Origin of the sequence: Chryseobacterium sp. KBW03 (assembly GCF_003852415.1) — a bacterium.
Taxonomy (GTDB): Bacteria; Bacteroidota; Bacteroidia; order Flavobacteriales; family Weeksellaceae; genus Chryseobacterium; species Chryseobacterium viscerum.
This window is the reverse complement of sequence record NZ_QAJO01000007.1, coordinates 104,070-121,122: the sequence shown is the minus strand read 5'-3', so window position 1 is coordinate 121,122 and position 17,053 is coordinate 104,070. Positions and strand designations below refer to the sequence as shown.

The window sequence follows — 17,053 nt, the reverse complement described above, 5'->3', positions numbered from 1 at the left end:
ATAGATTATAGTTTCAAACTAAATAACAACCCAAATTTCAATCCATTATAAACAATATAAATTTATTATCACTTCACCAGAGCCCCAAATAGACCTATGAGCAGTTTAGAAAAAAATAAAGAAACCGTGAGACGCTTCAACAAAGAAGTAATTGAGCAATGTAATTTAGAATCTTTCAGACAACTTATGGATGATGATTTTATTAACAGAACAGCACCTCCTGGTAGCAACGATGGTAATGGAATGTGGAATACATTTTTCAATATTTTAAAACCTGCATTTCCCGATCTGACTGTAGAGATCTATGATCAGATTGCCGAAGAGGATAAAGTAACAACAAGAAAAGCAATCATTGGAACCCATACAGGAGTTCTTATGGGAATAGAACCCACAGGAAAGCAGATTAAAATTGATGTGATAGATATTGTACGTCTAAAAAACGGAAAATATGTAGAACATTGGGGTATTAATACACTCCCGACTATTTTATCGGAACTCAGAAAAACAGAATAATACTTCCTTCAATTTAAATTTTCCCACCCGGGATTTCCAATTATTATTCGATCCTATCAATTGTGTTATTCTTCATTCCTGAAAAGATTGGGTAAAAATAAAATCTATCCCAATACCAACATCTGTATTTCATCTACACAAAACACAACAAACTGATATAAAAAGTATTATCTTTAAAAAACCATAAACACCAATGGTCAAAAACCTGATTGACTTTAAATGTTCAGGCTTTATAAAAATCAAAATATTACTTATGAAAAATGCCAAATTACTGAGCAGAAACGCTCAAAAAGCGGTCAAAGGTGGAACTGTCTCTGCCAGACTTGTATGCTGCGAACGCGATGATAACGGAAAATGTACTTTATGGATCGGGCCGGGACAAAATTGTCCTTAGTATGATCATCTCATAACAATTCAGAATAGAGCCGGAAATTTCCGGCTTTTTTTATTTTAGCTTAAATGTTCTTTTACATTCTTTTTATAGGTTCTTCCCAACGGAAGATGCTCTCCACTTTTCAGATACACATTCCCGGAATCATAAGAATTGATATGGTCTGATAACACAATATAGGATTTATGAATCCTGATAAATCCAAAATGCTGAAATTTTTCTTCAAAATTGGACATTCTTTCAAGGATCATATACTTTTTCAATGGGGTCATCAGCACAATATATTCTCCGAATCCCTGTATCCACAGAATATCTTTGAGAAAAACCTTATTCATCACATAGTTCGATTTGAACATAATATAATCTTCCTGATGACGGTTATTGGCTGGATTTTTAAATTGAAAAAAATCCTTTGCCTTATTGACAGCTTTTTTAAAAGTATCAAAATCTACTGGTTTTATAAGATAATGAACGACATCCAATTCAAATGCTTTCACTGCATATTTTGATTCCAGGGTAAGGAAAATACACAGCGGCGGATCGGGAAGCTGTTGTAATAGCTCTACTCCATTTATTTTAGGCATATTGATATCAAAAATAACCAGATCAACTTTGTTTGCTTTAAGAAAAACCAAGGCTTCTTCCGGATCCTGAAATGACCCCAGCAGCTCAACATCTTCCAGCTGGGCACAATATTGCTTGACAAGCTGTAAAGCAGGGTATTCATCATCAACATTTACTACAGTCAGATTAGCCATTTATTTTAATTTTTAAAACAATTTTATATTGATTATTTTCTTCCGGTCCTGAAAGGAACTCAAATTGACCGGCATACCATTTTTCTAATATATGAAGAACTGCATCATTTCCCAATCCGTGATAACCCGTTTCTACCTCACGAGCCTGATAAGCAGCTATAGAATTGGTAATTTCAAACAACAATTCCGAACCTTCTATGGTACAGGATAGGTTGATAAAGCTTCTCTCCTCTTCTCCTATGGCAGAATGTTTCAAAGCATTCTCAAACAATGTAAGGAGTATAGAAGGCGGGATTTCTGCAATATCAAACTCGTCCTGATCCTGAAGGTTTAAAGTGATATTAAGTAGGTTATTGTATTTTAACTGATACAGATCTGCAAGCGCTTTAAGCGAAGAAAGCTCCTGGGCAACACTTATTTTTTCTTTCCCGCTGTCATAGATAATATATTGTAATAGCTTACTCAACTGCAAAATAGAATCAGATGTCTTTTCTGTATGCGTAAAGCTGTTGGCATACATATTATTAAGGGTATTGAGTAAGAAATGAGGATTCAGTTTGGATTTCAATAAATCCAGATAAAGCTGTTCTTTTTCTTCTCCAAGATTGATCACATCCTGCTCTATAAGAAATTTATCTTTTGTAATTCCTAAAAACGAGGCAACAAGAATCACGATCCCCTGAGAGATATAGACATTATAAAGGAAACTTACGTAATACCCTTCTTTAGTAAAATTCATGCTAAAAACTGCCGGTTCCCAAAGAATCCTGAAAAGACTGGAAACCAAAAAGGCAATCAACGCATATAAGATAAACTCTGGATATTTGTTGGATAAATAGAAATAAGGAACAAGATAGTAGTATACCAGATAATAGATCCCGACATTCAAAAATACATTCAAAATAATGCTCCAAATTAATTCAAAACCATTCAGGAAGTAGTTTTCGGTGAAATAAGTGATCAGAATGAAGATAAAAAAGAAAAAAATATGCTGAAACCTCAATAAAAATTTCCAGCGGTACTTCATAAGGCTTTCCAGAATCTTACCACTAAATAAAACCCTTATAATCAATAATATAATAATAAAATTTATGATTAAAAACATACTTCGAGCCTTATTTTCAGCTTTACCAAATATAATATCTTTTTATCTCAAAATGCAGTTCGTTGAGAAAAACTGTCATTGATTGAAAAAATCCAGGTCCGCTCTTCCTAATAAATATATTTGAGAAACTGCAATGTTAATCAAATATTACATGAAACTTAATATAAAATCAACGCTTCTTTTATCATTATTCTTATTGAATGGACTTTTATATAGTCAGAGTAAGGATAATTATAATATGTGGTTTCAGTACCTGATGTCGGCAAAGATTACCGATAAAAGTACCTTAACCGCCCTTACACAATACCGTTCTTTCGATTTGGCTTATGACACAAGACTTTTTCTTCTCAATGCCTACGTGGATTATGAAGTGGTGGAGAATATAAGACCTGCTGCAGGAGCGATGTTTTTGGTCCTTGAGTCATACAATGCGGATGATTCTAAAAAAATACGATATGAGAAAAGACCCTTTCAGCAAGTCACTGCCGAGTATTTTATCGGCAGAACTTCGATATCTAACCGTCTGAGAGTAGAAGAACGTTTTCTCAGCAATCCTGATGAATTCCAGGTAAGGCTCCGATATCTGATCTCAGTCAGAATTCCTTTCAATAAAAAAGGAGAAAAAGAAAAACTCTACGGCATTCTTAAAAATGAAATAAGAATGAATATTGAAAAAGAAGAACCTTTCGACAGCAACCGTATCACTGCCGGTCTCGGGATCAAAACCGGAAAAAATTCTGCACTGGAAATCGCTTTTATCAATCAGTTGGAAACCGGAAAGACCAGTAACTATGGATTCATAGGTTTCAGAAACACTTTTGACTGGAGAAAAAAACAAAAATAATCATATCATTAACAGATAACATACTATGCTTACATTTCTTGGATTTTTAATGATTTTTATATTCATGGTGCTCATCATGAATAAAAAAATGACTCCTCTTACCGCCCTTGTGCTCGTTCCTGTCCTCATTGCTGCAATAGCAGGTTTTGGACCGGAGCTGGGGAAAATGATGAAAGACGGGGTAAAAGAAATTGCTCTTACGGGAGTCATGCTGATCTTTGCCATCCTTTATTTCAGCTTAATGATTGATACCGGGCTTTTTGAACCGCTTGTGAACGCTATTCTAAAAGCCGTTGGAGATAATCCTGTAAAAACAACGATCGGAACTGCACTCCTTACAACGTTGGTTTCGCTGGATGGTGATGGATCTTCTACTTATATTATTGTAGTAGCAGCCATGCTGCCTCTTTATAAAAAACAGGGAATGAATCCCCTGGTCCTTACCTGCATCATCATGCTTGCCGGAGGAATTATGAATATTTTACCTTGGGGTGGCCCTACTGCCCGCGTAATGAGCTCACTGAAACTTGGACATACTGAAATATTTGTCCCGATGATTCCGGTTATGCTGATCGGTATTGTATGGGTATTTATAGTGGCATATATCCTTGGGGTAAAAGAGAGAAAAAGAATCGGTAAGCACGGAAAATACACAAAATACAGCCAACAGGATATTGTAGGAGAAAATGATCCGGCATTGCGTCGTCCCAAGCTCCTTATTGTCAATCTGATCCTTACTGTTGTACTTCTGTGCGTGATGATACTTGACATTATTCCTCTTGGAATTGCGTTTATGATTGCGTTTTGTATTGCTTCCGTCATCAATTATCCCAAACTTAAAGATCAGCAGAAAATTATTGCAAAACATTCCGGGAATGCGCTGTCTGTAGCGGGAATGATCTTTGGTGCAGGGATTTTCACAGGAATTCTTAACGGAACAGGGATTATGAATTCTATGGGAAACAGTATCATTGGTATTGTTCCGAAAGACTGGGGAAGCTATCTTAATGTCATCACTGCAATATTCAGTGTCCCCCTCACCTTTTTCTTAACTAATGATGCCTATTATTTCGGAATATTACCCGTGATCACTGCTACAGGCCATCAGATGGGTATTCCTCCTGATATTTTAGGACGTGCCAGCCTTGTGGGTCAGGCTTCCCATTTATTAAGTCCATTGGTTCCTTCTACCTATTTACTGGTCTCTTTAGCAGGAGTGGAATTTTCAGATCATTTAAAATTTACCCTGAAATGGGCGATAGGATCTTCTATTGTTATGTTACTGGCAGCGTTAGTCCTTCACATTATATAAGATTATATTTATAAATTCGTATTCTCATCCCACCTATAATGACAGCTCAATCCAGGCAAAAAACATTTACAGACTCCTATTTGAGAAATCTTAGTCTCTATGTATTCACAGCAATTATCTGTGGAGCATTGGCAGGCTATTACTTTCCTGAAATCGGGCGGCCGCTGGAAAAGGTGAGTCATTATTTTTTTATGCTTCTTGAGGTCCTTATTGTTCCGGTGATCTTCATCGCTGTGACGTATGGGGTAAGTTATATTTTCAGTATTGAAAATGCTTTTAAAATTACGTTACAGATGATTATTTATTTCCTGATCATCACTTCGGTAAGCATTGCATTGGGAATTGGGTTTGGTCTTCTTTTAAAACCGGGAGTGAATACGGAAATATCTCTTTCAATGGTTAATAAAAGTTTACCGAAACGTTTTTTAAGCTATTCAACCAATCCGCTTTATCTCAGTAATTATGTACTATTTCTTTTATTATCAATCTCTGCCGGGATAGCTATAGGCCTGTCTAAAGGAAAAAATAAGCTGCTCCGCATTTTAGATGAGGGGAAAGACCTGTTCTTTAAACTGATAAAATATGTATACATTTTCCTTCCCATCGTTATCTTCTGTAATATCGCTTACGGAATCTCAGTGTATGGGATTAATACTTTGCTGCCATTAAGCAAAGTGGTAGCCACAGTGTATCTTGCCTGTCTTGTTTTTATTTTTGGAATTCTGGGACCTGTAACACACTTGTTCAAAATCAATCTCTGGGATTTTTTAATCAGCATTAAAGAAGAGATTATCCTTGTGGTAGCTACTTCTTCTTCCAAAACAGCTTTCCCCATGATCTTTGAAAAAATGGAATCTCAGGGATATGATCTGAAAATTCTGCGGTTTGTCATCCCGCTCGGATATAATTTTAATCTCGCAGGAGCCTGTATTTATCTTTCTATTTCATGTATTTTTCTGGTTCAGCTGTATAATATCCCTCTTACAACACAGGATTATTTATGGCTTTTCATCATTATTTCGCTAGCTTCAAAAACGGCATCCGGTGTTCCAGGCTCAGGTTTTCTGGCACTTATGTTTACCCTAAGCAGATTCGGAAAAATTCCAGTTACAGATCTGGCATTACTGTATAGTGTAGACCGTTTTATGAATGAGGCGAGATCAGTAACCAATTTCATAGGAATTTCGGTTTCGGCTGCTATTATTTCAAAACTGAATCAGCAGCAGAAAGACAAAATTCAATCTTAGGGATCTTTTTTATTTTCAAAAAACTCTCATAGTTTCCCTGTAACTTTTTGAAAACCAATAGTACTTATTGGGTAAAAACTATGAGAACATTCATTTTTCTTTTACTGATAAGCTGTACCCATTTATTTTCCCAGAAACTTCTTACCCCGGCCCATTCCGGTATTGATTCAAAATTGATAAAAGATGAAACTTCTGAAGCAATATGGTATCTTGAAAATGCAGGTTCAAAAACAGAAATCGGAAGCATCATTACGGAACTTAAAAAGCTAAATAAAACAGACCTTCTTATCAAAACTACTGTAAAAATGAAGCAAGCTCCGGACGCTAAATGGACAGATTCGACTATTGTAAAAAAGGCTGATTTTGCTCCACAATATCATTCTTCCTACAATTCTATGAGAGATATGGTTCTTAGATTCGGGAAAAATAGGGTAACCGGATATTATCTGGATAAAAAGTCTCAGAAAAAAGATCTTATCGAAACAGATGCGGTGAATTATTTTGACAGCAGCAGCTATCCCATGCTGATAAGATTTTTACCTTTACAGGAAAACTACTCTTCTGAAATTTCTATTTTCGACTATAATCCAAAAGCCAACAAAAATGGGGTGATCAAAGCCTATGTAGTAGATGTTAAAAAAACTGAATACAATGGGAAACCGGTTTGGGCAGTAAAAACAAATGATGACATCAGCAGTAAAACAACAACAACAACTTATTTTATTGATAGAGAAACAAGGAACATTGTAAAACAGGAAGTAGATATGGCGGGAAGAAAAATGTCACTGGAATTTATTAAATAAACACAAAGCCTCTATCAATTGAAAATCAAAATATTATTCAAAAAAATAAGATCTAAATATATCACATATTAAGGAAAAATATTATCTTTGATATAACACGCAAAACACCAAATGTCAAAAACCTGATTGACTATAAAATGTTCAGGAATCATACACACAAAAAATTATTACTATGAAAAATGCTAAATTATTAAGCAGAGATGCTCAAAAATCTATCAATGGAGGAGCAGCTGGACGCTTTTGTTGTGAATACAATTACAAAGGCCAATGCATCCTTTGGATCGGACCGGGACAGTATTGCCCATAGTTCAGTTCTCTCATAACAATCATAAAAGTCGGAAAGTTTCCGGCTTTTTCTTTTTTCTGCCAAATTTTCACATTCGGATACAAAAGTCTGCCATTTCAGCCATCTCCCTCTCATGGCATACATTTAGAGAAATATTAACCAGAAATAATTAATAAATAAACATATTATGTCAGTAAACTTTAAACCATTAGCAGACAGAGTTCTAGTAGAGCCTATCGCTGCAGAAACTAAAACAGCTTCAGGTATTATCATCCCGGACACTGCAAAGGAAAAGCCGCAAGAAGGTACTGTAGTGGCAGTAGGTCCTGGTAAAAAAGATGAGCCTACAACTGTTCAGGTAGGGGACAAAGTTCTTTATGGAAAATATTCAGGTGCTGAATTGAAGCTGGAAGGTAAAGATTATTTAATCGTAAGAGAAGCTGATTTATTAGGAATTATTGGCTAAGATTTAAGATCACAGACATCAGATTTAAGATTAAAAAAATCAAATTAAAAAACTTTTGTTAGTTGTCTAATATCTGACATCTAACATCTAATATCTAATCAAAAATGGCAAAAGAAATAAAATTCGATATTGAATCAAGAGACGCTCTAAAGAGAGGAGTAGATGCATTGGCTAATGCAGTAAAAGTAACTTTAGGTCCTAAAGGAAGAAACGTAGTAATCGAAAAATCTTTCGGTGCTCCTCACGTAACTAAGGACGGTGTTTCTGTTGCAAAAGAAATCGAACTTGAAGACAGAGTAGAAAATATGGGAGCGCAGATGGTAAAAGAAGTGGCTTCCAAAACTAATGATATCGCAGGAGACGGTACTACTACCGCTACTGTTTTGGCACAAGCTATCGTAAGAGAAGGTCTTAAGAATGTAGCTGCTGGTGCTAACCCAATGGACTTAAAAAGAGGAATCGACAAAGCAGTAACTGCAGTTGTTGAAAACCTTAAAGCACAGTCTCAAACTGTTGGAGATTCTACAGAAATGGTAAAGCAAGTGGCTTCCGTATCTGCTAACAATGACGAAACGATCGGTGCTTTGATCGCTGAAGCTTTCGGAAAAGTAGGTAAAGAAGGAGTAATCACTGTAGAAGAAGCTAAAGGTATCGATACAACAGTAGATGTTGTAGAAGGTATGCAGTTCGACAGAGGATACCAGTCACCTTACTTCGTGACTAACCCTGAGAAAATGTTAACTGAACTAGAAAATCCATATATCCTTTTAGTAGAGAAAAAAATCTCTTCAATGAAAGAATTATTACCAGTTCTTGAGCCAATCGCACAAGGTGGTAAGTCTTTATTGATCATCTCTGAAGAAGTTGAAGGGGAAGCTTTAGCTACTTTGGTTGTCAACAAACTAAGAGGTTCTCTTAAAATTGCTGCTGTAAAAGCTCCAGGATTCGGAGACAGAAGAAAAGCAATGTTAGAAGATATCGCAATCCTTACAGGTGGTCAGGTGATTTCTGAAGAGCAAGGTTTCACTATGGAAAACATCTCTTTAGATATGCTTGGTACTGCTGAGAAAGTAACGATCGACAAAGACAACACAACTGTTGTAAACGGTGGTGGTGACGAAGCTAAAATCAAAGGAAGAGTAGCTCAGATCAAAGCTCAGATGGAAACATCTACTTCTGATTATGATAAAGAAAAACTTCAGGAAAGATTAGCTAAGTTAGCTGGCGGTGTTGCTGTATTGTACGTAGGAGCAGCTTCTGAAGTTGAAATGAAAGAGAAAAAAGACAGAGTTGACGATGCACTTCACGCTACAAGAGCAGCAGTTGAAGAAGGTATCGTAGCAGGTGGAGGTGTTGCTTTAGTAAGAGCAATCTCTGCTTTGGAAAACCTTACAGGAATCAATTCTGACGAAACTACAGGGATCAAAATCGTGAAAAGAGCGATCGAAGAGCCATTAAGACAAATCGTTGCTAACGCAGGTGGTGAAGGTTCTGTAATCGTTGCTAAAGTAGCAGAAGGATCAGGAGACTTCGGATACAATGCTAAAACTGACGAGTATGTACACATGCTTGAAGCAGGAATCATTGACCCAACTAAAGTAACAAGAGTTGCCCTTGAAAATGCAGCTTCTGTATCTGGAATGCTTCTTACTACTGAATGTGTTATCACTGAAGTGAAGAGCGCTGAACCAGCTATGCCAATGGGTGGTGGAATGCCAGGAATGATGTAGTAGCGTAAGCTAAGACAAATTAATATACTAACCGTTCTACTTTGTAGAGCGGTTTTTTTAACCAAATTATAAAAATATTAATATAAATAAAAACAGAACCAATGGAAGAAAGTCAAAAAGAAAACGAGAAACAAAAAATAAATGTATTTGTAACTTATAGTTGGGACAATGAAGAACATCAAGAAAAAGTCCATGCTTTCACAAATCTATTGCGTGACAATGGCTTTCATGCTGAAGTAGATAAAATGTTAATACAGAGTGAAACAGCAAAAGATTTTAAAGTAATGATGCATAAAGGTATTACCGATTATAACAAAGTAATAGTTGTACTTTCTGAAGGTTATAAAACAAAAGCAGAAAATTTTATAGGAGGAGTTGGAACAGAATACTCTCTCATACTAAAAGATTTAGAAGAGAATCCCAATAAGTATATTTTAGTATCATTTGATGGAAGAGAAAATTCTATAATTCCATTATTCTTTAAAGCGCGAGAAATAATTAATTTGAAAGAAAATAATGAGAGCGAGAAACAAAAACTATTTTCTAAATTATTAGATATTAACTTATATAAATTTAATGAAGTAGCATCTAAACTTCCAGAAATAAATACAAAAGAAGTTCCATCAATGTTCTTTAAAGAACAGAAAAAAAGTCAAGGTATAGAAATATTAGAGTTAAATATTTCTCAAGATGGTAGTTCATATTTCGCTAAATTGTTAAAAAATGTAGAATTCAATTTAAGTATTGGGTTTAGGAATTTAAACGAAGAAGCTCTTAATGATTATAGTATAGAGATTTATTATCCAAAGCAAGCTTTATCTTTTGAAGTGGATGGAAGAATTGAAGGAGATTATAAGGTTTGCTTAATTGAATCAGCAAATAGAATTTTCTCTCAACAAACTAAAGTAGTTAATTTAGAACAGATAACATTAAGAAATTATACTATCAAAGAATTAATTGATAAAAACATAATTGTTAAAATCTATACGGAAAATGGGGTTTTTGAAAGAGAATTCCCACTGAAAAATTTCTTAATTAAAAATCATTTCACCGATATAAATGAAAAGTTAAGTTTAGATTTATTTCTTGATGAAAATTATTAATTTAAAATCCCCGCTGCGCAAAGTTGGAAGACTTTGGATAGTGCGGAACGTCAGGAATGATGTAGTAGCGCAAGCTAAGACAATTTAATATACTAACCGTTCTATTTTTATAGAGCGGTTTTTTGTTAATAAGATATCGGATCATGAAAAGCTCCCGGAGGCTTAGTTCAGAAGCTATTTCATGCATTTGCGAATTTTATAGCGAATTCATATTTACGTCTCGCAAGAAGCTTTATCTTTAGCCCCAAATAAAAACTATCGAAGTTCATAGCTGCATAAAGCGATGACACGTTGTAATTCACTTTTGAGCAAGAGAAATAATTGATCAATATTTTGTGGCAATTTTGGAAAACAACAACGATAAAAAAACTAATAATAAACTAAAACAATGACTTTCATTAAAACAATTTTCACATTTCTAATTATCCTTTTATCAGTAACAACAACTTTTGGACAAGCATCTAAGCATAAAACCAAAATCCTCTTAATCGGGACTATTCACTTCGAGACCCCTCATTTAGATACGTTTGAATTAAAGACTGACAATTTTTTAGCTCCGAAAAGACAGAAGGAACTGGAAGAACTGACCGAAATTTTAAAACGAACAAATGCAGATAAAGTAATGATAGAAAGACCATTGAATCAACAAAAGCAATTTGATAGTTTATATAATGCCTATTCCCAAAACAAGTATACATTAACCGTTTCTGAGCGAGAGCAAATTGGTTTTAGATTAGCCAAAAAATTAAATTTAAAACATATCAATTGTGTAGATATTTTTTATGGAATGAAACATGACAGTTTGGTTTCTGTCACTGCTAAAGAAAAAAATCAGTTGAATATATTAAAAGAATTAGGGACTACTGGGAATAACTTTATGCGTGAAATAGATGGTGTAACAAAACAAAATTCAATAACCGGAATACTAAAATATATCAACACAAAAGAACTTTTGCAGAAAAATTTATCATTGTACTTGAAATATTATGCAAAAATTGGTGCTGGAGACAATTACATTGGTGCAGAATCAGTTTCTGATTGGTATTTGAGGAATTTAGCCATTTACGCTAATATCATTACTCAGGTCAATGCCAATGACAAATACGTTGTCCTCCTATTTGGACAAGGACATATTCCTATATTAAAACACCTGCTGCAAAACAATGACGACTTTGAAGTCGTTGAAGTAAATAGCGTACTAAAATAAAAATACTTACTTCTTTAAAACATACTCCAAAGTCCAGAGACTTCTTACAATAGAATGTGTTAGCACTAAAGTAAAGAGCACTGAACCAGCTATGCCAATGGATGCTGGAATGCCGCGCTAACGCGCGATTGTATCGCTCGGTTTGGGCTTTTTATATCATTGGAAGTTTAATTTATAATATTTAAACCACACGAAAGCATTCGTGCGGTAGCGTGGTAAATAGTATATTTAAATTTTACATTTAATAATTAATAAATAGATAGCTAAAACCAAAACAACATTAACGCAATTATATTTTATACTATCGCAATGCGTAAATTTGGATGTTGTACGATATTTTGACCGAAAAAAACGAAAAATGAAAAACATATTAATTTTTGCTCTAATTTTTAATCTTTTATCTTGTAAAGCACAAGAATTTGAAAAATTATCTGTTTCAAAAACAGATGATTCCGAACTGTACATTAATGATGAAAATTCTACAGAATTATTTTATTATAAATATGTACCAAAAATTAGTATCAAAGGTGTTTTAGTTATTATTCCTTCTGGTGGAGAACTCGTTGAAAATACTTTAAAACAAATCACTCTGCAAAAAATAGCAGTTGAAAAAGGAATTATGGTAATTGTTCCATCAATAAATTGGGGAACAGATAATCGAGAAGCAGAATTCAAATTACTTGATAAAATTTTCAGTGAAATTGTCGCAAAGCATAAAGTACCGAAAGATAAATTTATAATCGGGGGCCTTTCAAGTGGCGCAATGATTTCTTTAACTTACGCTGAAAAGGCAACTAAAAATCCGGAAAAGTTTTTTCTGATACCAAAAGGAGTTTTTGCATTAGACGCACCTTTAGACCAGGCAAGATTTTATAAATATTGCGAAAGAGAAATCGAAAGAAATATTTACAAGCCTGCAGTAGATGAAGCAAAATGGATAAAGGATAATTGGGACAGTATTTATGGAGGGTCTCCAGATAAATTTCCAGAAAAATATCTGGAAAATTCTATTTATTCTTATGGAGCAAAAGATGGCGGAAACGCAAAGTATTTAAAAAAAATGCCTCTTTTAATGTTTACTGATTTGGATACAGATTGGTTAATCAATCAAAGACATCGTGACTTACATGATTGGAATGGAATTGATATAATCTCAATGATAAACCAATTAAAAATAATGGGAAATGAAAACGCCAGAGTAATAGTTAGTCAAGGAAAAGGAGTTCGATTAGACGGAACGAAAAACCCACATTCCTGGTCAATTATGGATTCCGAAGTTTGCCTGAATTGGCTAATAGAAACATTGGAAAAATAAAAACATCGCACAACAGGCGTTGGGCAATATTGCGACGTTTGTAGTAAACTCACGTTTACAGTTCGCAAAAAAAAATTATCTTTTATAGATTACATTTTATGTGGGATAAGTTAAATTATATCCATCTCAATCCTGTAAGGACTGGATTTGTTGAAAAAGGATATCATTATCTTTATTCTTCAGCTGGTAATTATGTTTTTGGAAAAGGATTACTTGAGGTTGAAATTGCTGAGAATCCAGTCATAGATCCTACTAAGAAAAATGAATTTTGGAAATATAATAATTATGATGAATGAAAATAAGTGCTCAAAGTCGGGAGACTTTGCGCAACGGGTTTTTATTATTTCCTTTATACATCAACAAAACCTGAAATAATAAGCAACATTTGTGTAAATTTGCGCACTTTAAATAAAAACTAATTCTTTTAATTTATGAAGTATTTATTCTTTACACTTTTTTGCTTTTCAGTAAGCTTTGCTCAATCTTCTAAATACGGGCTTGACAAACTTGGACCTAATCCTGTAACTTTTATCGATAGTGTAAAGGTTAACAAACCGGAAATTTTTGCGCTTGACCCAAAATTGGTTTCCTTAATGTCTGTCTATGATCCTGCCGAAGCAAAAGATCTAATTGGAGAAGATGGAAAAGATGGGGCTATCTATGTAGAAACAAAAGATTTTAGTACAAAAAGATTCTTAAGATATTTCAGATCCAAATCTAAAGAATTTTCAAAACTGTTGGATTCTAAGGGTGATGATCATACTTTTCAGTACATTCTTAACGGAAAAATTCTTACAAGTAATTTTGAAGGAGATCTAGCACTTATAGATGATAAGGTTTTCAAAAAAATAAATATTGTAAAGAAAAAAGAATTATCTGCACAATATAATATTACGGATAAGGAGTATGGAATCATGATAGCCTCTACTATTCCTGAGGATCCAACTAAGAAATAATTAAAGCCCGATATCAATTGCTTAATATCTCCCGATTTTAAGCTTTAGCACATACATCCGAAGTCAATAGGCTTCGGATTTCTTATGATAACAAATCATCCAAAGTCATCAGATTTCGGCAGTAAAGCACCTCTACCCACTTCCATACTCCCTCTAGCCCCTTCTATAAGTACCTCTAGCCCCTTGAGTAAGTGGGTACCCCCCTTTAGGAACGGTCTCTACCCCCTTACCTAAGTGGGTAACTACATCTGAGAGTGGAATACAGAACACGAGTGAAGTAATAGTTTTTTAGAAAATTCTTTTCAACTTTTTCTTATCTTTAAACCACCATATTCAATTAAAGAAATTCAAATAAACACTAACAACACCATTGAAAACAAAATTATTATTCCTTTCATTTTTTGGCTCAGTGCTAACCCATGCACAAACACTTGAATTTAAAACTCTCGCCAATATGTCTGCAGGCAGAGGTGCTATGACCAGTGTAATTGTGAATGATAATATATATGTGATCAATGGGTATCAGGAAAAAGGAGGTAACACCAATTATATTGAGAAATATAATATTACTGATAACCGCTGGAGTGTTTTCAATTCTACTCTACTTACCAAAAAATTTGCTAATTCGGAGACTTATGATAATAAAATTTATGTTTTTAATGGTTGGGGAAACAGCCATCTTGAAATTATAGACCTTGCCACCAATACAATAACGAAGGGAGCTGTTAATCATTCTTATACAGGAAATGCAGGTTCTGCCATCTATAATGGCAAAATATATGTGTTTGGTGGCAGCGGATTAAACGGAGCCAAAAGCACTGCATTTTCCAATAGATTCCAGTATTATGATATTGCTTCAAATACATGGCATCCGTTACCCGATATGCCCACAGCCAGAGAAGCAAAAGGCAAAATTGTGAATGATAAATTGTATGTCATTGGTGGTTTTAATGGTACTTCATCCCGCCTGATCAATGTTTATGACCTCAACACTAATCTATGGACCAATCAATATACGATGCCTGCTGGGATATCCGGACACTCATTAGCGGTATCCGGTAATAAGATTTTTATTGCAGGGGGATATAATAATCAAACTTTTCTGGCTTATTTTGATACCACAACCAATAAGGTACATCAGTTATCCTCCAATATGATTCCCCGAAGACACGCTGTAGCGGAGGTATATAACAATAAATTATACATCATTGGTGGAAGCACAACGTCTCTCACCAGCTCAGCTATTAAAAGCGTACAAGTAGCAGATATCAGTGAAAATGTACTTGCTGCGAATGAAACCAGCGAAAACCGTGCATTGGAAACAATGGTTTATACCAGTTCATCCAGAGACGGTTTTGTAATCAGTAATGAAAATAATAGTAATCAATTTGAATACACCGTTTACTCAGCAGATGGAAAACAGGTCAATAAAGGTTTTGCGTACTATAATAAAACGATAGATTTATCTAAAGTACAGCGCGGGACTTATATTTTCATGTATAAAAATGAGAAAGGGGTTTTGCAACAGGTTAGAATTGTAAGATAACAATAAGCCCATTCTTTTTTAAAACGCTGTTTCAAATAATACTTGTATACCTAGAAAATTGAAACCAAAATCGACAGAGAATAAAAACAACACTGACAAACAATTTTAGAATTCAAATAAAAAAACAATGAGAAAATATATTATTTCAGGCCTTTTAGTTGTAATCTTTCAGGTCTTCTATGCACAAATAAATACGGATCTTATCAAAAAGAATGTCACCGAAAATCCACAGGAAAATTTTTATAAGCTTCTGGATGTATTCAAAGCAACCCCTTCTGAATTGACACAGGAGCAAATGAACCAATTGTATTACGGAAGTAAATTCGTGAAAATTGATTACACCATTGGAAATTATAATAGCGAATCTGGTACGTTCTGGAAGCCTGCTCAAAAAAAACTGTCAAAGAGTAAAGCAGAAAGAATGGTTACTGAAGCTGAATCAAAATATGCTATCAATCCCCTCAATAAAGATTTACTGGATGATATGATGAATATTTATCGTGCACTTGATAATAATGAAAAAAGAGAGTTGTGTTCCAGACAAAAGGATTTAATCATGGAAACGATAGAAAAAAGTGGGGATGGGAAAAGTGAAGAAACAGCTATTTGTGTTTTAACCCCTGGAGAAGTCTTACAGCAGCTTGATAGATTAGCAAAATCCGGACCCAGAGCTGAATTTAGTCAAAAAATGAAACAACTTTCAGACGGAAGTATATTGACGACATATAAAATCGGAGACAGAGAGGTATTTGTGAAATTAGTGGGTGGATATTTTTTTTAAAGCTCCTAAAAGACAAGAACTGACAACCGCACACTAAAAACAGCTAAAAATGATTGAAAATATTCAAGATTTAATTCCAAAAAATAAAGGTGATTTATCTACAGCTGAAAAACTAAAAAACTATTCCTACGAGGATCTCAAAGAAATTATTCCGAATTTACTTGAATGGCTGCAGGATTTGAACTGGCCCGTGGCAAAACCTGTTTCAGAATACTTAGAAAGCATCCATGATAAAATGACAACAGAGTTACTTGCCATTATAAAAAGCAACGAAGATGAAGTATGGAAATATTGGATTATTACTATTTTTGGTCCTATCACTGAAAGTCCTGTTATCAAAAATGAAATAATTCGGATTGCTATTTCTCCAACAAAAAATGAGAGGATTGAAGAAGTAGATGAAGTTGCGAAAGAAATTGTGACTCGTAGAAATTGGAAATAAAAAACTGTTGACACTCAACTCCACCCAGTCTCCGACTCTGTGCCGATAAAATAAAAACATTTCCTTTAAAATACGCTCTAAAGCCCTCTAACTTCAGAACTTATTTTTCTGATATACAACAACGATATTATTCTAATTCGTAGATTTGAAGACTATTTACCTATATTTGTTTCTATACCATACACAAATATGCTAAACAAAAATATATCAAAAGGAAATCTTCAATGATCAATTGCTGATTTATTTCA

The 17,053-nt window shown here is 34.3% G+C and carries 19 protein-coding genes; 17 read left to right on the top strand and 2 right to left on the bottom strand.

Annotated features, from left to right (window positions below):
* Positions 1–96 precede the first annotated feature (96 nt).
* Together DBR39_RS16525 and DBR39_RS24300 are read left to right on the top strand one after the other, a co-directional pair.
* Positions 97–513: an ester cyclase gene (locus DBR39_RS16525; RefSeq protein ID WP_124534925.1), complete on the top strand. Its 417-nt coding sequence runs from the start codon at positions 97–99 to the stop codon at positions 511–513.
* Between the two features lie 253 nt (positions 514–766).
* The gene (locus DBR39_RS24300) at positions 767–907 is read left to right on the top strand and encodes a hypothetical protein (RefSeq protein WP_185147205.1); all 141 of its coding nucleotides are present in this window, start codon (positions 767–769) and stop codon (positions 905–907) included.
* 56 nt (positions 908–963) lie between these two features.
* On the opposite strand, the gene DBR39_RS16520 is transcribed toward DBR39_RS24300, so the two are convergent.
* Positions 964–1,662 (bottom strand): LytR/AlgR family response regulator transcription factor, encoded by a 699-nt coding sequence (locus tag DBR39_RS16520; RefSeq protein ID WP_124534923.1) that lies wholly within the window; start codon positions 1,660–1,662, stop codon positions 964–966.
* Positions 1,655–2,767, bottom strand: coding sequence for a sensor histidine kinase (locus DBR39_RS16515; protein ID WP_228447854.1), 1,113 nt, complete (start codon positions 2,765–2,767; stop codon positions 1,655–1,657). Before DBR39_RS16515 ends, DBR39_RS16520 begins: the two co-directional genes overlap by 8 nt.
* Positions 2,768–2,918: 151 nt before the next feature.
* Between DBR39_RS16515 and DBR39_RS16510 the strand changes: the two genes are divergently transcribed.
* The 15 genes from DBR39_RS16510 (at position 2,919) to DBR39_RS16445 (ending at position 16,805) form a co-directional block, all read left to right on the top strand.
* The gene (locus tag DBR39_RS16510; protein ID WP_124534921.1) at positions 2,919–3,611 is read left to right on the top strand and encodes a DUF2490 domain-containing protein; all 693 of its coding nucleotides are present in this window, start codon (positions 2,919–2,921) and stop codon (positions 3,609–3,611) included.
* A 25-nt stretch (positions 3,612–3,636) separates the two neighbouring features.
* Complete coding sequence (locus tag DBR39_RS16505) at positions 3,637–4,923, top strand: CitMHS family transporter (protein ID WP_124534919.1); 1,287 nt, start codon at positions 3,637–3,639, stop codon at positions 4,921–4,923.
* A 38-nt stretch (positions 4,924–4,961) separates the two neighbouring features.
* Complete coding sequence (locus DBR39_RS16500; protein WP_124534917.1) at positions 4,962–6,170, top strand: dicarboxylate/amino acid:cation symporter; 1,209 nt, start codon at positions 4,962–4,964, stop codon at positions 6,168–6,170.
* An 80-nt stretch (positions 6,171–6,250) separates the two neighbouring features.
* Positions 6,251–6,973 (top strand): hypothetical protein, encoded by a 723-nt coding sequence (locus tag DBR39_RS16495; protein WP_124534915.1) that lies wholly within the window; start codon positions 6,251–6,253, stop codon positions 6,971–6,973.
* A 172-nt stretch (positions 6,974–7,145) separates the two neighbouring features.
* The gene (locus tag DBR39_RS24520) at positions 7,146–7,280 is read left to right on the top strand and encodes a hypothetical protein (RefSeq protein ID WP_262484685.1); all 135 of its coding nucleotides are present in this window, start codon (positions 7,146–7,148) and stop codon (positions 7,278–7,280) included.
* Between the two features lie 166 nt (positions 7,281–7,446).
* Positions 7,447–7,725, top strand: a complete 279-nt coding sequence (groES, locus tag DBR39_RS16490; protein WP_034696138.1) for a co-chaperone GroES — start codon at positions 7,447–7,449, stop codon at positions 7,723–7,725.
* 104 nt (positions 7,726–7,829) lie between these two features.
* On the top strand, positions 7,830–9,455 hold the full coding sequence (gene groL, locus DBR39_RS16485; RefSeq protein WP_103232534.1) for a chaperonin GroEL: 1,626 nt from the start codon (positions 7,830–7,832) through the stop codon (positions 9,453–9,455).
* 101 nt (positions 9,456–9,556) lie between these two features.
* The gene (locus tag DBR39_RS16480) at positions 9,557–10,558 is read left to right on the top strand and encodes an SEFIR domain-containing protein (protein ID WP_124534913.1); all 1,002 of its coding nucleotides are present in this window, start codon (positions 9,557–9,559) and stop codon (positions 10,556–10,558) included.
* Between the two features lie 388 nt (positions 10,559–10,946).
* A complete protein-coding gene (locus tag DBR39_RS16475; RefSeq protein WP_124534911.1) occupies positions 10,947–11,765 on the top strand; it encodes a DUF5694 domain-containing protein in 819 nt (272 codons plus the stop codon).
* Positions 11,766–12,123: 358 nt separating this feature from the next.
* A complete protein-coding gene (locus tag DBR39_RS16470) occupies positions 12,124–13,080 on the top strand; it encodes a hypothetical protein (protein WP_124534909.1) in 957 nt (318 codons plus the stop codon).
* A gap of 98 nt (positions 13,081–13,178) precedes the next feature.
* On the top strand, positions 13,179–13,376 hold the full coding sequence (locus DBR39_RS16465; protein ID WP_124534907.1) for a hypothetical protein: 198 nt from the start codon (positions 13,179–13,181) through the stop codon (positions 13,374–13,376).
* Positions 13,377–13,511: 135 nt separating this feature from the next.
* Entirely contained in the window at positions 13,512–14,036 is a 525-nt protein-coding gene (locus DBR39_RS16460) for a hypothetical protein (RefSeq protein WP_124534905.1), read from the top strand.
* Between the two features lie 454 nt (positions 14,037–14,490).
* The gene (locus tag DBR39_RS16455; protein ID WP_124534903.1) at positions 14,491–15,582 is read left to right on the top strand and encodes a kelch repeat-containing protein; all 1,092 of its coding nucleotides are present in this window, start codon (positions 14,491–14,493) and stop codon (positions 15,580–15,582) included.
* Between the two features lie 127 nt (positions 15,583–15,709).
* On the top strand, positions 15,710–16,363 hold the full coding sequence (locus tag DBR39_RS16450) for a DUF4919 domain-containing protein (protein WP_124534901.1): 654 nt from the start codon (positions 15,710–15,712) through the stop codon (positions 16,361–16,363).
* 49 nt (positions 16,364–16,412) lie between these two features.
* Positions 16,413–16,805, top strand: coding sequence for a DUF5071 domain-containing protein (locus tag DBR39_RS16445; protein WP_124534899.1), 393 nt, complete (start codon positions 16,413–16,415; stop codon positions 16,803–16,805).
* Positions 16,806–17,053 lie beyond the last annotated feature (248 nt).

Bases quoted from the DNA above. Each gene is read 5' to 3' on its own strand.
- DBR39_RS16525 (WP_124534925.1), top strand. From the start codon at position 97: ATGAGCAGTTTAGAAAAAAATAAAGAAACCGTGAGACGCTTCAACAAA.
- DBR39_RS24300 (WP_185147205.1), top strand. From the start codon at position 767: ATGAAAAATGCCAAATTACTGAGCAGAAACGCTCAAAAAGCGGTCAAA.
- DBR39_RS16520 (WP_124534923.1), bottom strand. From the start codon at position 1,662: ATGGCTAATCTGACTGTAGTAAATGTTGATGATGAATACCCTGCTTTA.
- DBR39_RS16515 (WP_228447854.1), bottom strand. From the start codon at position 2,767: ATGTTTTTAATCATAAATTTTATTATTATATTATTGATTATAAGGGTT.
- DBR39_RS16510 (WP_124534921.1), top strand. From the start codon at position 2,919: ATGAAACTTAATATAAAATCAACGCTTCTTTTATCATTATTCTTATTG.
- DBR39_RS16505 (WP_124534919.1), top strand. From the start codon at position 3,637: ATGCTTACATTTCTTGGATTTTTAATGATTTTTATATTCATGGTGCTC.
- DBR39_RS16500 (WP_124534917.1), top strand. From the start codon at position 4,962: ATGACAGCTCAATCCAGGCAAAAAACATTTACAGACTCCTATTTGAGA.
- DBR39_RS16495 (WP_124534915.1), top strand. From the start codon at position 6,251: ATGAGAACATTCATTTTTCTTTTACTGATAAGCTGTACCCATTTATTT.
- DBR39_RS24520 (WP_262484685.1), top strand. From the start codon at position 7,146: ATGAAAAATGCTAAATTATTAAGCAGAGATGCTCAAAAATCTATCAAT.
- groES (WP_034696138.1), top strand. From the start codon at position 7,447: ATGTCAGTAAACTTTAAACCATTAGCAGACAGAGTTCTAGTAGAGCCT.
- groL (WP_103232534.1), top strand. From the start codon at position 7,830: ATGGCAAAAGAAATAAAATTCGATATTGAATCAAGAGACGCTCTAAAG.
- DBR39_RS16480 (WP_124534913.1), top strand. From the start codon at position 9,557: ATGGAAGAAAGTCAAAAAGAAAACGAGAAACAAAAAATAAATGTATTT.
- DBR39_RS16475 (WP_124534911.1), top strand. From the start codon at position 10,947: ATGACTTTCATTAAAACAATTTTCACATTTCTAATTATCCTTTTATCA.
- DBR39_RS16470 (WP_124534909.1), top strand. From the start codon at position 12,124: ATGAAAAACATATTAATTTTTGCTCTAATTTTTAATCTTTTATCTTGT.
- DBR39_RS16465 (WP_124534907.1), top strand. From the start codon at position 13,179: ATGTGGGATAAGTTAAATTATATCCATCTCAATCCTGTAAGGACTGGA.
- DBR39_RS16460 (WP_124534905.1), top strand. From the start codon at position 13,512: ATGAAGTATTTATTCTTTACACTTTTTTGCTTTTCAGTAAGCTTTGCT.
- DBR39_RS16455 (WP_124534903.1), top strand. From the start codon at position 14,491: ATGTCTGCAGGCAGAGGTGCTATGACCAGTGTAATTGTGAATGATAAT.
- DBR39_RS16450 (WP_124534901.1), top strand. From the start codon at position 15,710: ATGAGAAAATATATTATTTCAGGCCTTTTAGTTGTAATCTTTCAGGTC.
- DBR39_RS16445 (WP_124534899.1), top strand. From the start codon at position 16,413: ATGATTGAAAATATTCAAGATTTAATTCCAAAAAATAAAGGTGATTTA.